The sequence below is a fragment of the Streptomyces sp. NPDC044704 genome (assembly GCF_056433525.1).
In genome coordinates, this window is the sequence record NZ_JBWKGY010000023.1 from 66426 (window position 1) to 78781 (window position 12356).

At 70.8% G+C, this 12356-nt stretch carries 11 protein-coding genes and 2 pseudogenes; 5 read left to right on the plus strand and 8 right to left on the minus strand.

Going from position 1 to position 12356, the window contains the following annotated elements; translation table 11 throughout:
• Positions 1-10: 10 nt before the first annotated feature.
• The 4 genes and pseudogenes from AC07B0_RS35130 to AC07B0_RS35145 all read right to left on the minus strand — a co-directional run.
• A pseudogene (locus AC07B0_RS35130) lies at positions 11-427 on the minus strand (transposase); the annotation flags it as partial.
• Positions 428-788: 361 nt separating this feature from the next.
• A complete protein-coding gene (locus tag AC07B0_RS35135) occupies positions 789-1994 on the minus strand; it encodes an isochorismate synthase (protein WP_356878612.1) in 1206 nt (401 codons plus the stop codon).
• Positions 1995-2052: 58 nt separating this feature from the next.
• Entirely contained in the window at positions 2053-2856 is an 804-nt protein-coding gene (locus AC07B0_RS35140; RefSeq protein WP_356878610.1) for a class I SAM-dependent methyltransferase, read from the minus strand.
• The gene (locus AC07B0_RS35145; RefSeq protein ID WP_478899982.1) at positions 2853-4163 is read right to left on the minus strand and encodes an AMP-binding protein; all 1311 of its coding nucleotides are present in this window, start codon (positions 4161-4163) and stop codon (positions 2853-2855) included. The genes AC07B0_RS35140 and AC07B0_RS35145 overlap by 4 nt, the downstream gene beginning before the upstream one ends.
• Before the next feature lie 98 nt (positions 4164-4261).
• Between AC07B0_RS35145 and AC07B0_RS35150 the strand changes: the two genes are divergently transcribed.
• The 4 genes and pseudogenes from AC07B0_RS35150 to AC07B0_RS35165 form a co-directional block, all read left to right on the plus strand.
• Positions 4262-5161, plus strand: coding sequence for a 1,4-dihydroxy-2-naphthoyl-CoA synthase (locus AC07B0_RS35150; protein ID WP_356878606.1), 900 nt, complete (start codon positions 4262-4264; stop codon positions 5159-5161).
• A complete protein-coding gene (locus AC07B0_RS35155) occupies positions 5149-6114 on the plus strand; it encodes an o-succinylbenzoate synthase (protein WP_478865022.1) in 966 nt (321 codons plus the stop codon). The genes AC07B0_RS35150 and AC07B0_RS35155 overlap by 13 nt, the downstream gene beginning before the upstream one ends.
• Complete coding sequence (menD, locus tag AC07B0_RS35160; protein ID WP_478899985.1) at positions 6111-7841, plus strand: 2-succinyl-5-enolpyruvyl-6-hydroxy-3-cyclohexene-1-carboxylic-acid synthase; 1731 nt, start codon at positions 6111-6113, stop codon at positions 7839-7841. The genes AC07B0_RS35155 and menD overlap by 4 nt, the downstream gene beginning before the upstream one ends.
• A gap of 98 nt (positions 7842-7939) precedes the next feature.
• Positions 7940-8020, plus strand: a pseudogene (locus AC07B0_RS35165) (VOC family protein); the annotation flags it as partial.
• 124 nt (positions 8021-8144) lie between these two features.
• Here AC07B0_RS35165 and AC07B0_RS35170 read toward each other — a convergent pair.
• The 4 genes from AC07B0_RS35170 to AC07B0_RS35185 all read right to left on the minus strand — a co-directional run bounded on the left by AC07B0_RS35170 (position 8145) and on the right by AC07B0_RS35185 (position 11867).
• Positions 8145-9179, minus strand: a complete 1035-nt coding sequence (locus AC07B0_RS35170; RefSeq protein ID WP_356878600.1) for a magnesium and cobalt transport protein CorA — start codon at positions 9177-9179, stop codon at positions 8145-8147.
• Positions 9180-9409: 230 nt separating this feature from the next.
• Complete coding sequence (locus tag AC07B0_RS35175) at positions 9410-9757, minus strand: STAS domain-containing protein (protein ID WP_356878598.1); 348 nt, start codon at positions 9755-9757, stop codon at positions 9410-9412.
• A complete protein-coding gene (locus AC07B0_RS35180; RefSeq protein ID WP_356878596.1) occupies positions 9754-11064 on the minus strand; it encodes a PP2C family protein-serine/threonine phosphatase in 1311 nt (436 codons plus the stop codon). The genes AC07B0_RS35175 and AC07B0_RS35180 overlap by 4 nt, the downstream gene beginning before the upstream one ends.
• On the minus strand, positions 11064-11867 hold the full coding sequence (locus tag AC07B0_RS35185; RefSeq protein ID WP_356878594.1) for an alpha/beta fold hydrolase: 804 nt from the start codon (positions 11865-11867) through the stop codon (positions 11064-11066). The genes AC07B0_RS35180 and AC07B0_RS35185 overlap by 1 nt, the downstream gene beginning before the upstream one ends.
• A 39-nt stretch (positions 11868-11906) precedes the next feature.
• On the opposite strand from AC07B0_RS35185, the gene AC07B0_RS35190 reads away from it, so the two are divergent.
• Entirely contained in the window at positions 11907-12032 is a 126-nt protein-coding gene (locus AC07B0_RS35190) for a hypothetical protein (protein WP_478899987.1), read from the plus strand.
• Positions 12033-12356 lie beyond the last annotated feature (324 nt).

Sequence of the window (12356 nt, forward strand, 5' to 3'; positions counted from 1 at the left end):
GCGCATGGTCTCAACAGGAGGCCTGTCGCAGCCACTCGTTAAGGACTGCGACCAGCACGGTCGTTTCGTAGCGTGACAGCGAGCCTGTCGTACCTGGTGGCGACAGCGCGGTGGCGCTTGAGCCGGTTGATGCCGCACTCGACTGCGTGCCGCTGCTTGTGGTCGGCCGTGTCGAACTTCGGCGGCCGACCGCCTCGCGAGCCCCGGTTCCGCCGGTTGCGGACGCGGTCAGCAGGGACTCGGATCGTCGCCTTGATACCGCGTCTACGCAGGTAGGCGCGGTTCTTGCGGGGGAGTCGTATGCCTCGTCGGCCCGTACCTGGTCCGGTCGCTCGCGCGGCCGCCCCAGGCCCAGCCTCGGCACTCCGATCGCTTCCAGGACAGGATCGAACTGCGGGGAGTCTCCTCGCTGACCGGCCGTGAGTAGATGTCAGCGGGCTGGCCGGCCTCGCCGTCGGATGTATCCGGTTGCAGCAGGGCCGGCTCGCCGAGGTCCTGCCCATGCTGCTCGCGGTGTGGGAGCGGTACCAGCCGCACGACGAAGCCCTCGCCGCACTCGCCCTGCTGGCCGCGGGCCGCCGTGAACGGGCCCGCGAGGTGTTCGGCCGACGTGTGCCGCTCCTGCGCGACTTCGCCTACTCCATCCTGGCCGCCCTGCGCGGCACGGCCGCCATCGCCTTCAGCGACCGGGAAGCGGCCGCCGAGGCCCGCCCGGGTCCCTTTGCGTGCGCATACCGCGCGCCAACGAGCCCCCCATGGGAAGCAACACCTCGATTCCCTGCGAGCCCTCAACCGAGAGCGGGCAGGAGTTCCTCGAAGAGGGTGCGCATCGCGGTCAGTTTCACCTCGGTCTCCTGCCACTCGGCTTCGGGATCGGAGTCGGCCACGATTCCGCAGCCCGCGTACAGCCGTAAGCGGTTGCCTTCGATGGCCGCGCACCTCAGGGCGATGCACCATTCGCCGTCCCCCCGGGCGTCCTGCCAGCCCACCGGGGCCGCGTACCTGCCGCGGTCGGAGTTCTCCAGGGCTTGGATCAGGTCGAGCGCGCGGGCGGTGGGTGTGCCTCCCACGGCCGCGGTGGGGTGGAGCGCCCCTGCGAGGGCGAGTGAGGACACGTTCTCGTTCAGGGTGCCGGTGATGCGGGTGGCCAGGTGCGTGAGGTGCGGCAGGTAGAGGTGTTCCGGCTGGTCGCAGGGGTGCAGTTCGGCGCAGAAGGGCCGCAGCGCGTCCGTGGCGGAGGCTGCCGCGTAGCCGTGTTCCTCGGCGTTCTTCGCGGCGCCGATCGGGGTGGCGCCGCCCGGCCAGGACGTGCCTGCCAGGACGAGGGAGGTGATGTGCCGTCCTGTGCGGCGGACGAGGAGTTCGGGGGTGGCACCGGTGAGGCCGTCGACGGCGAAGGTGAAGCAGTCCGGGTAGCGGTCGGACAGGGTGGACGCAAGGGTGCGCGGGTCGGCGGCGTGGCTGAGTTCGGCGATGGTTTGGCGGGCGAGGACGATCTTGCGGGCCTCGCCGTCGCGGATGCGCCGGACGGCTTCGCCGACGGCGTGCTGCCAGTGGGCTCTGGCTGTCGGATCGTGCGGCCAGGTAGCCCGGGGCATCGGAGCGGGTTGCTGCCTCGGGACGGGGCCGGGGGGTGTCCCGACCGTGGTCATCCAGGAGACGCCGTCGCGGCGGCCGACCAGTACGCGGGGCACCACCAGCGCCGATGTTCCCGCCGCTGCGAAGGTGAAGCTGCCGAAGGCGACGGGGCCGCTGCCGGGTCGGCGGACCTCGTCGTGGATCACGGCCGCCGCTGCCCATTCCCGCCACCGGCGGTCCGCCTCGTCGAAGCGGTCGGGGCCGGTCGTCTCCAGACGGGCGGCTTCCCCCCATGCCACCAACCCGTCCCCGCGGTGCAGCCACAGGGTGCTGGACGGTCCGGGGGCCAGGGCGGCGAGGGGGCCGGGGTCGGGGATGCGGACGGTGGTGACCTCGAGCGGAGTGCTGCTGCTCAAGTGGTGGTCGCTCGCTTTCTGGGGAGGGGCTGCGGGACGGGCGGGACAGGCGGGGGATTCACGGGCGGCGGGCCTGCACGGTGTGCACCGTGAAGGACACCGCGCGGAACGCGTCGTGTCGCATGGCCGCGCGGGCGGTGTGCAGGGTGTCCCGGTCCAGGCCGGCGCCCAGCAGCGCCGGTTCGAGGTGGTGGCTGTTGCTGAGCATCAGGGCGGCCCCCGGCGAGGTCCGGTCCCAGACCTCGGTGTGGCAGTGCGCATCGATCCCGGTGAAGCCGGCGTCGACCAGAGCCGGAGCCACGCCGGGACCCCAGGTGGGGTCCGCGCCGGCCTGCCGGAGCACGGCTACGAGGGTGTCCCGGTAAGCGGTGTAGGCCTGGGCGTGCGGCTCGTCGTACGCGGTGACGACCGGCCAGTGCGTGGTGTCGAGTTCGTCGATCTGCAGGACTCCGCCCGGCTTGAGCGTGCGCAGGAGCCTGCCGAGGACTGCCCGGCGGTCGGGAAGGTGGCTCAGTACGAACCGGGCGTGGACGAGGTCGTGGGTGCTCTCGGGAAGCGGGTCTGTGGTGATGTCGTGGGTCTGGACGGTCAGTCCGGGCGTATCGGGGATGTGGTGCGGTGCGATGTCCGTGGCCAGGACGCTTCCGCCCGGCGCGACGTGGGCGGCGAGCCACAGGGCGACGCTGCCGCCGCCGGCGCCGACCTCCAGGCAGCGCCAGCCCGATCGGATGCCGGTGGCGGCCAGCCGCCGGCAGGTCAGGGGGTCCAGGAGCCGGGCCAGACTGTCGTGCTGGCCTGCGGCGTGCTCGTTGGAGTTGTCGAAGGCGTAGGCGGGGCCGGGGACATGGCTCTTCGTGCTCATGATGTCCTTTCGAGGATGTCGAGGTCGAGGTCGAGGTCGAGGTTGAGGTCGGGGGCGCGGGCGCGGGCGCGGTCGCGGTCGAGCAAGGCGGTGAGTGCGGGCATGTCGGTCTTCCCGCCGTGGAGCCGGGGAAGGCCGGGCAGGAGCGTGATGCGGCGCGGGGCTGCCCAGGGAGCGAGCCGTTCGCGGACCCAGGTCCTCAGCTCGTCCTCGGACGGCGGCCTGGCGGGGTCGGCGGGAACGACGGCGGCGACCAGGCACTGCCCCCAGTCCGGGTCGGGCCGCCCCGTCACCGCCGCCTCGCGTACCGCGGGGTGGGCCTCCAGGAGCGCGGCGACGGGCTCCGGGGAGATGTTCTTGCCGCCGCTGATGACGATGTCGTCCAGCCGTCCGTGGACGGTTAGCCGCCCGTCCGGTCCCACGAGTCCGGTGTCGCTCGTGCGGTATCCGTCCGGGCCCAGCACCTCGCGGGTCCGTCCCGGGTCGAGGCGGTAGCCGGAGAACAGGGTCGGCCCGGCCAGGACGATCCGCCCGGAGTCCGCCTCGGTCGTCACCCGCACGCCGTCGAGGGGGAGACCGTCGTAGACGCAGCCGCCGGCGGTTTCGGTCATGCCGTAGGTGCAGATGACGCGGGCGCCGAGGCGCCGCGCCTCCTCGACCAGCCCGGCCGGCGCACGTGACCCGCCGAGCAGGATCGTCCGGAACGCCGAAAGATCCCGTCCCAGCGCGGTCAGGCGGCGCAGCTGGGTGGGCACGAGTGAGGTCCGCGCGCACCCGGCCTCGGCCTCGGCCAAGGCCGCTTCCGGTGAGAACCGGTCGAGGAAGACGGGCCGGGTCTCGCTGACCAGACAGCGGACCAGGACCTGGATCCCGGAGACGTGGTCGACCGGCAGCGCGCACAACCAGGGGGCCCGGCGGGTCCCGAGGTCGCGGCGGTCGCCGCGCGCCCCGCGGTCTCCGGAGTCGATCCGGGCCAGGGACAGACGGGCGGAAGTGGTCAGGCTCCGTGCGGTGAGCTCCACTCCTTTGGGTGATCCGGTTGACCCGGACGTCGGAATGACCAGGGCCGTCCCGGCCTTCACCGGCAGACCTCCCGGGCAGAGCTGTTCGCCGTCGGACGTCCGGATGCTCGTGGGGCGGAGCGCCTCCAGAAGGGCTTCGCGCGCGGGGGCCGGCAGTTGATCGCTGATGGGCAGGAGCGCGGGACCACTGCCCGACAGGGCCGCGCGCAGCGCGTTCAGGAACGTTTCACCAGAGAGACCGACGACTGCACACAGTGACCGAGTGGATACGCTGTGATCTTCCATGCGGGGACCCTACTTGCCGCACAAGCACCTCCCGCAACCATCACCGATCACCTTGACCGGCACACGTGACCGATTCGAAGAGAGAAAGGGACAGTTACGTGGTCTCAGCCCTATTCGACCCTTCCCGCTGGAAGACCGTCGACGGATTCGACTTCACCGACATCACCTACCACCGCGCGGTGGACCAGGGCACGGTACGCATCGCCTTCGACAGGCCCGAGGTACGCAACGCCTTCCGCCCGCACACGGTGGACGAACTGCACCAGGCCCTGGACCACGCACGATGCACGAGCGACGTGGGCTGCGTGCTGCTCACCGGCAACGGCCCCTCCCCGCGGGACGGCGGCTGGGCGTTCTGCTCCGGCGGCGACCAGCGGATCAGGGGGCGCGACGGCTACCGCTACGCGGCCGGGGAGACCTCGGAGAGCTGGGACCCGGCGCGAGCCGGCCGGCTGCACATCCTGGAGGTGCAGCGGCTGATCCGCTTCATGCCGAAGATCGTGATCTGCGTCGTGCCGGGCTGGGCCGCCGGCGGCGGCCACAGCCTGCACGTGGTGTCCGACCTGACCCTCGCCAGCCGTGAGCACGCCCGCTTCAAGCAGACCGACGCGGATGTCGCCAGCTTCGACGGCGGATTCGGGTCCGCCTACCTGGCCCGCCAGGTGGGCCAGAAGTTCGCCCGGGAGATCTTCCTGCTCGGCGACACCTACGACGCCGAGGCCGCCCACCGGATGGGCATGGTCAACGCCGTGGTCGCCCACCAGGATCTGGAATCCGCCGCCCTCGACTGGGGCCGGAAGATCAACGGAAAGAGCCCCACCGCGCAGCGCATGCTCAAATTCGCCTTCAACCTGATCGACGACGGGCTCGTCGGCCAGCAGGTGTTCGCAGGCGAGGCAACCCGGCTCGCCTACGGCACACGGGAGGCCGAGGAAGGCCGCGACTCCTTCCTGGAAAAGCGTCCCGCCGACTGGACGGACTTCGCATGGCAGTACTGAACCCGCCGGAGGACTCCAACCCCCTGCACGCATTCTCCATCCCCATGCGGGTCCGCTTCCGCGGCCTGTCCCGGCGCGAGGGCTGCCTGCTCCAAGGCCCCGCCGGGTGGGGCGAGTTCTCCCCCTTCGCCGAATACGGGCCGCGCGAGTCCGCCCGCTGGCTGGCCTGCGCCCGGGAAGCCGCGTACACGGGCTGGCCGGCCCCGCTGCGGACCCGGATCCCGGTCAACGCTTCGGTGCCGGCGGTCACTCCCGAGACCGCGCACGCACTGGTGGCGGCCTCAGGCTGCACCACGGCCAAGGTGAAGGTCGCCGAGCCGGGCCAGAGCGATGCCTGCGACATCGCCAGGGTGGAGGCGGTACGCGACGCGCTCGGCGCCACGGGACGCGTCCGGATCGACGCCAACGGCGCCTGGGACGTCGACCACGCCGTGCGCATACTGCGCGCCCTCGACCGCTACGACCTGGAGTACGCGGAGCAGCCGTGCGCCACGCTGGACGACCTGGCCCGGCTCCGGCGCCGGGTGAACGTGCCGCTCGCGGCGGACGAATCGATCCGCCGCGCCGAAGACCCCGTACGGTTGCGCGTCGCAGGGGCAGCCGACCTGGTGGTCCTCAAGGTGCAACCGCTCGGCGGAGTACGGGCGGCACTGTCCGTGGCAGAGGCCTGCGGGCTGCCCGTCGTGGTCTCCAGCGCGATCGAGACCTCGGTGGGCCTGGCTGCCGGCATCGCCCTGGCCGCAGCGCTGCCGGAACTCCCGTACGCCTGCGGCCTGGGCACCATCGGCCTCCTGGACGCCGACCTGAGCGACGCCCCGCTCTCTCCCCGCGACGGCTGGATCGAGGTACGCACCCCATCCGTCTCCCCGACCCGACTGGCCTCACACGCCGCTCCGCTCGCACCCTGGGCAGAGCGCGCCGCCCTGGCACACGCGCAACTGGAGTACGCATGACCGGCCCCGCCGTCCACGCCGCGACGGCGATGGCCGACGTCCTCACCGACGAGCTGATCAGAAACGGCGTCACCGAAGCCGTACTGTCACCGGGCTCACGCTCGGCACCCCTCGCCCTCGCCCTCCACGAAGCCGACCGCACCGGCAGACTCAGGCTGCACGTACGGATCGATGAACGCTCCGCCGCGTTCCTGGCACTCGGTCTCGCCAAAGCCTCCCGGCGTCCGGTGCCGGTGCTGTGCACCTCCGGTACCGCCGCCGCGAACTTCCACCCCGCCGTCGTCGAGGCGGACCTGTCGTGCGTCCCCCTGCTCGTCCTGACCGCCGACCGGCCGCCCGAACTCCGCGACACCGGCGCACCCCAGACGATCGACCAGATCCGCCTGTACGGCGGCGCCGTACGATGGTTCTGCGAGACCGGTGTACCCGAACGCCGAACGGGCGCGGTCGCGTACTGGCGCTCACTGGCCGCCCGCGCGTACGGTCACGCCTCCGGCTCGCACCACGGTCCCCCCGGCCCCGTCCACCTCAACATCGCCTTCCGCGCCCCCCTCGTACCCACCCAGGACGACAAGCCCGACCCCTGGCCGGAGCCCCTCGCGGGACGACCCGGGGCGGAACCCTGGTGCCGCCCGACACCGCCCCGGAGCGTGCAGGGCGACCCGCTGCCCGACACCGAGCGAGGAGTCCTGCTGCTCGGCGACGGCTGCGCGGACCCGGCCCCGTTGATCGCCCACGCGCAGCGGGCCAGCTGGCCCGTACTCGCCGAGCCCACCTCCGGAGGCCGCTACGGGCCGAACGCGCTCACCGCCCACCCGCACCTGCTCCGCGCACCCGGATTCCTGGAGACACACCGACCCGATCTGGTCGTGAGCGCGGGACGACCCGGACTGACCCGGCAGCAGACCGCCCTGCTCGAAGCGGCCCGAACCCACCTCCTCGTACCCGGGCTGCACCCCGCGGACCCGGCCAGAACAGCGCGAGCCCATACCCACCCGCCCGTCGCACAGGCCGACAGCGGGAGCGCCGCACCGCCGACCTCCCCGTGGCTCGCCTCATGGCTCCAGGCAGACCGGGCCGTCCGCGAGGCACTGGACGCCCTCCTCGACGACACCCCGGCCCTCACCGCACCCGGCCTCGTCCGCGCGCTGGCCCGCCGCCTGCCCCCTGACAGCCTCCTCTTCACAGGCCCCAGTCTCTGCATCCGAGATCTCGACCAGCATCTGCACGCCACCTCCGAAACCCGAACCCACACGGTCCTCGCCAACCGGGGAGCGAGCGGCATCGACGGTGTCGTGTCCAGCGCGATCGGCGCAGCTCTCGCCCACAACGGACCCAGCTGCGCGCTGATGGGCGACCTCACCCTCCTCCACGACCACAACGGGCTGTTGCTCGGCCCCGCGGAACCCGTCCCCGACCTGGCCATCCTCGTGGTCAACAACGACGGAGGCGGCATCTTCTCACTGCTCGAACAAGCCGAACACAAGGAACCCTTCGAGCGGGTCTTCGGCACACCGCACGGCACGGACCTCGCCGCCCTCGCGGCGGCAACCGGAACACCGCACACCCTCCTCACCCACCCGCACCAACTCACCGACGCGCTCTGCGGCAAAGGCCTGCGCCTGATCGAGGTACGTACCGACCGAGCCCGGGACACCGCACTCCGCGCGGCCCTCCAAGCCACCGCGGACCGAGCCGTCGCCGCCCTGCTCCCGGGACCGACCTGACCTCCTACAGGACGCAAGGGGCCGCGAGCGCCGATGCGCCCGATCGACCGGCTACTCGGCGACGCGGAGCGGGGTGAGGCGGCTACGCCGATGATGGACGCAAGGGACCGGGCCGGAGCTGGGTGGTCACGGCCGACCCCGAGGGCAACGAATTCGACGTCCTGCGCTCCCTGGCCCCGCGGGGCTGCCAGAGCTACGGCGTCCAGCGGGCTAAGCGACCGCCTCGGCGCTCCGAGGACTGGCCGTGGCGATCACCTGTGCCCCGGCGTGCCCTGGTGCGAGCGTGGTGGGGGAGCCGAGTCGCTAGAGCCACTTGTTGCGGCGCAGGGCTCGGTAGACGATCGTGCACGCGGAGATGATGACGACCCAGACCGCCGGATAGCCATAAGGCGACCGCAGCTCGGGCATATGGTCGAAGTTCATGCCGTACACGCCGACGATCATGGTGGGGACGGCGATGAGTGCGGCCCAGGCACTGATACGGCGCATGTCGGCGTTCTGCTGGACGCCGAGCTGGGCGACGCTGGCAGCAAGCATCCCGGTGACCAGCTCGTCGAAGGCCAGGATCTGCTCACGAACCCGCTGGTGATGGTCGGCGACGTCACGGAAATAGGTGGCCACCTCCTTGGGGACCTGCGGCATACCGCCTTCGCTCAGGCGCTGGAGGGCCGACGCCAACGGCATCACGGCCCGCTTGAACTCCAGAAGTTCGCGCTTGAGCTGGTAGATCCGCCCCGCGTCGACCGGCCGGTCCGGGGAGAACACCTCAGCCTCCAGGGTGTCGACGTCACCCGCGAAGGCATCCGCGACCTCGATATAGCGGTCGACGACCATGTCCGAGACCGCGTGCAGAACCGCTGCCGGACCGCAGCCCAGCTGTCGCGGGTCGTTCTGCAACTCCTCGCGCACGCCGTCCAGTGAAGGAGCGCTGCCATGGCGGACGGTGATCGCGTACCCCGGTCCGGCGAACACCATGATCTCCCCGGTGTCGACGATCTCACTGCTCGCGGTGATCTGCTCGTGCTCGATGTAGACGATCGTCTTCAGCACCAGAAACAACATGTCGCCGTAGCGTTCCAACTTCGGCCGCTGATGCGCATGAACCGCGTCCTCGACCGCCAACGGGTGCAGACCGAACGCCTGGGCAACCTCCTGCAGTTGCTCCTCGGTCGGCTCGTACAGACCGATCCATGCGAACCTCCCGGCCTGGGGCTCTATCCGCTCCATGATCCGGCCCAGGTTCACCTGCCCGGGAATCCGCTTGCCGTCCTCGTACAGCGCGCAGTCCACCACCGCCGACGGCAAGTCTCCGGCCCCACTACTACGCCGTGCCGTCATGCGCTGCCTCTCGTCTGCCGTGGGACATGTCGGGAGGCAACCTACCCCCGGTCGGCGAATGATCACCCCCTGCTTGCCCTGCGGCCCACCATCAGAGCGACGGGGAGGGTGCATTCCCCGCTGGGGGGGGAGGCCGGGCAAGCGGCGGCCCGGTGGTTGGGCTGTGGAGCCGGCGTCTGGCCGTCGGGTCGTGGCCGAGCTGATGAGCCCGGCGTGGGCTTGGGAACCGGTCAGCAGGCCCGGCTGTCGGCGGCCGTGGAGGTGTCGGGGTGAATGGTGAAGACGCGGTCCAGGCCGACGATGCGCAGGACGCGCAGGGTGTTGGCGGGAACCGCGGCCAGGGCGATCCGGGCGCCTTGTTCGGTGGCCAGGTTGCGGGCGGCCAGCATGGTGGTGATGCCGCTGGAGTCGCAGAATTCCAGACCGGCCATGTCGAGGACCAACAGTTGCCCTGTGGCAAGTGTCAGCTCTTCGAGGGTTCTGCGGAGTTGAGGCGCTGTGGCGTAGTCAAGGTCGCCGGTGATCTCCAGGACGGGACCGGTGGCGGCGTCTCGGGCGGTGATCGTCAGGGTACTCATGTCAGGTCTTCACTCGCGGGGACGGGGAGGGTGGCGGGCACGGGGATGCCGAGGGCGAGAAGCGCGGTGTCGTCGTCGAGTCCGTCGCCGAAGTCGGCGAGGAGCCCGGTCAGGGCGCGGATCAGGGCCTGCGGTCCAGCGGGCGGCTGTTCGGCGGTGAAGGCGTGCAGGGCGTCTTCGCCGTACAGGGCGCGGTCGGGCCCGACGCGGGCTTCGGTGAGGCCGTCGGTGTACAGGAGCAGGGTGTCACCGGGCAGCAATTCGGTGCGCGCCGCCGTGAACTGGGCCTCGGGCAGGATGCCGATGAGCATGCCGCCGGGGGTCGACAGGTAGTCGGGCACGCCGTCCGCGCGCTGGATCAGCGCGGAGGGGTGCCCGCCGGAGGCCAGGTGCACGCAGACACGATCACTCTCAGGCTCAAGAACACCGAATATGGCGGTGCAGTAGCGGGGATCTCCGCTGGTGTACCGCTCGTGGAGCACGGTGTTCAAGGTGGTCAGCACGGTGACCGGGTCGGAGTCGTGCAGGGCTGCGGCCCGCAGGGTGTAGCGGGTGAGCGAGGTGACCGCGGCGGCTTTCGGACCCTTGCCGCACACGTCGCCGAGGAAGAACGCCCACCGGTCGGCGTCGAGGGGGAACAGGTCGTAGAAGTCTCCGCCGAGGAGGTCGGGGGAGGCCGTATGGTAGTACGAGCCGGCTTCCAGCCCCGGGATGGCGGGCAGCTCGGCGGGCAGCAGGTTCTGCTGCAGCACGGCGAGGGCTTCCTGGAGCCGTTCACGGTCGGACTCCGCCTGACGGCGCGCCTCCTCCGCCTGACGACGGGCCTCCTCGGCTGCTTGGCGGCCGCGTAGCAGCTCGGTCTCGTAGGCGCGGCGGTCGCGCGCGTCGAAGACGGTGGTGCGGATCAGCAGAGGTTCGCCCTCGTCGCCGGCCTTCACCTTCGAGGTGACCAGCACTGGCATCCGCTGTCTGCCGGCGGTCTTGATCTCCAGGGCGATCCCGCTGATTTCGCCCTTCATCTGGAGCATCGGGGCGAAGTGCGTCTCGTGGTAGAGCTTGCCGCCCACGGTCAGCAGGTCGGTGAACCGCATCCGCCCCACCACCGCATTGCGCTCCAGTCCCAGCCACTCCAGCAGCGTGGCGTTGATCTTCGCGATGGTGCCGTCCAGCATGGTCGACAAGTAGCCGCACGGCGCCTGCTCGTACAACTCCTCCGCACTGTCCTCCAGCAGGGAAGTGAACACCGCATCCGTATTGTCCGCGGCCGGCTCCCTGCCCGGCTCATGCTCCTCCCCGACGCGGCACATCAACGTGATACCCCGGCGAACTCGATGATGGCCCCGGCGGTGGCTTCGGGTGCGCTCAGCTGCGGGCAGTGCCCCGTGGTCTCCAAGGTGACCAGGCGGCTGCCCGGGATCGCCGCGTGGACGAAGGCCCCGACCTCAGGGGGAGCGATCACATCCTGCCTGCACTCCAGGACCAGCGTCGCCACCGTCACCGTCTTCAGGTCCGCGCGGCTGTCCGACAGGAACGTAGTGCGGGCGAAGACCCGCGCCATCTCCGGATCGGTCGCGCAGAACGAGTGCGTCAGCTCCAGGCCGAGTTCGGGCCGGTCATCATTGCCCATGATCACCGGTGCCATCGCAGCCGACCAGCCCAGGTAGTTCGCCTCCAGCGACTCCAACAGTTCATCGATGTCCTGCGCGCTGAACCCGCCCCGGTACCCGTCCTCATCGATGTAGCGCGGCGAAGGAGCGACCATCACCAGACGGGAGAACCGCTGCGGAGCCTTCGCGGCCGCCAGCACCCCGACCATCGCACTGACCGAATGCCCCACGAAGGTGACGTCCCGCAGGTCCAACGCCTCGCAGACCTCCAGCACATCCGCCGCGTAGCCCTCCAGCGAGCTGTAACGCTGCTCACTCCACGCCTCGGGGGCGGATCGCCCCGATCCCACATAGTCGAAGAGCACCACGCGGAAGCGCTCCGCCAGCGCGGGAACGACCAGGCGCCACATGTTCTGGTCGCAGCCGAAACCGTGCGCCAGCAGAAGCACCGGCCCACCCCTGCGGCCGGTGACGGTGACATTGTTCCTGCGGCGGATATCCATCGCGCCAGTCTCGCATCCTTACCGCCAGCTCCAGCAGCTATGCCACCCCCGCCCCCTCAGGCCCGCGGTCTCGCTCGCATCCTCCAGCAGCTCCCCGGCGGCTACGCGCTCCTCTTCGGCCAGGCCCAGCTCGGCGAGCCCCAGCACCTGCCTGCGGCCGCCTGACTGGTCCCGGCCCGCAGGCGGGCCTGCGGATGCCGCTGCAGGTGTGCGGCTGCGTACCTGACAGGGATCGATTACCTCTCTGGCGCAGGAACAGAAATCTATCCCGGCCGGGGTAGACATTTGCTTGTGGTGTGGTTATGGTTTCTCACGTAGCCGAGATCAAGCAGGGCCCGGCAGAGACGAACTGCCGGGCAGCAGTACAGGTAGTTGCAGTTCAGCAGTGCGGTGCGGCGGTGGAGTTCCGGAGCCAGGGTTGTCGAAGGACGGCGACGGGACTGACGGTCGGACCGGGTGGCCCGCAGGTTCAGGGGCTGCCATCAGCAG

Coding starts and splice junctions, on each gene's coding strand:
- AC07B0_RS35140 (WP_356878610.1), bottom strand. CDS start 2,856: ATGAGCACGAAGAGCCATGTCCCCGGCCCCGCCTACGCCTTCGACAAC.
- AC07B0_RS35145 (WP_478899982.1), bottom strand. CDS start 4,163: ATGGAAGATCACAGCGTATCCACTCGGTCACTGTGTGCAGTCGTCGGT.
- AC07B0_RS35155 (WP_478865022.1), top strand. CDS start 5,149: ATGGCAGTACTGAACCCGCCGGAGGACTCCAACCCCCTGCACGCATTC.
- menD (WP_478899985.1), top strand. CDS start 6,111: ATGACCGGCCCCGCCGTCCACGCCGCGACGGCGATGGCCGACGTCCTC.
- AC07B0_RS35170 (WP_356878600.1), bottom strand. CDS start 9,179: ATGACGGCACGGCGTAGTAGTGGGGCCGGAGACTTGCCGTCGGCGGTG.
- AC07B0_RS35175 (WP_356878598.1), bottom strand. CDS start 9,757: ATGAGTACCCTGACGATCACCGCCCGAGACGCCGCCACCGGTCCCGTC.
- AC07B0_RS35180 (WP_356878596.1), bottom strand. CDS start 11,064: ATGTGCCGCGTCGGGGAGGAGCATGAGCCGGGCAGGGAGCCGGCCGCG.
- AC07B0_RS35185 (WP_356878594.1), bottom strand. CDS start 11,867: ATGGATATCCGCCGCAGGAACAATGTCACCGTCACCGGCCGCAGGGGT.
- AC07B0_RS35190 (WP_478899987.1), top strand. CDS start 11,907: ATGCCACCCCCGCCCCCTCAGGCCCGCGGTCTCGCTCGCATCCTCCAG.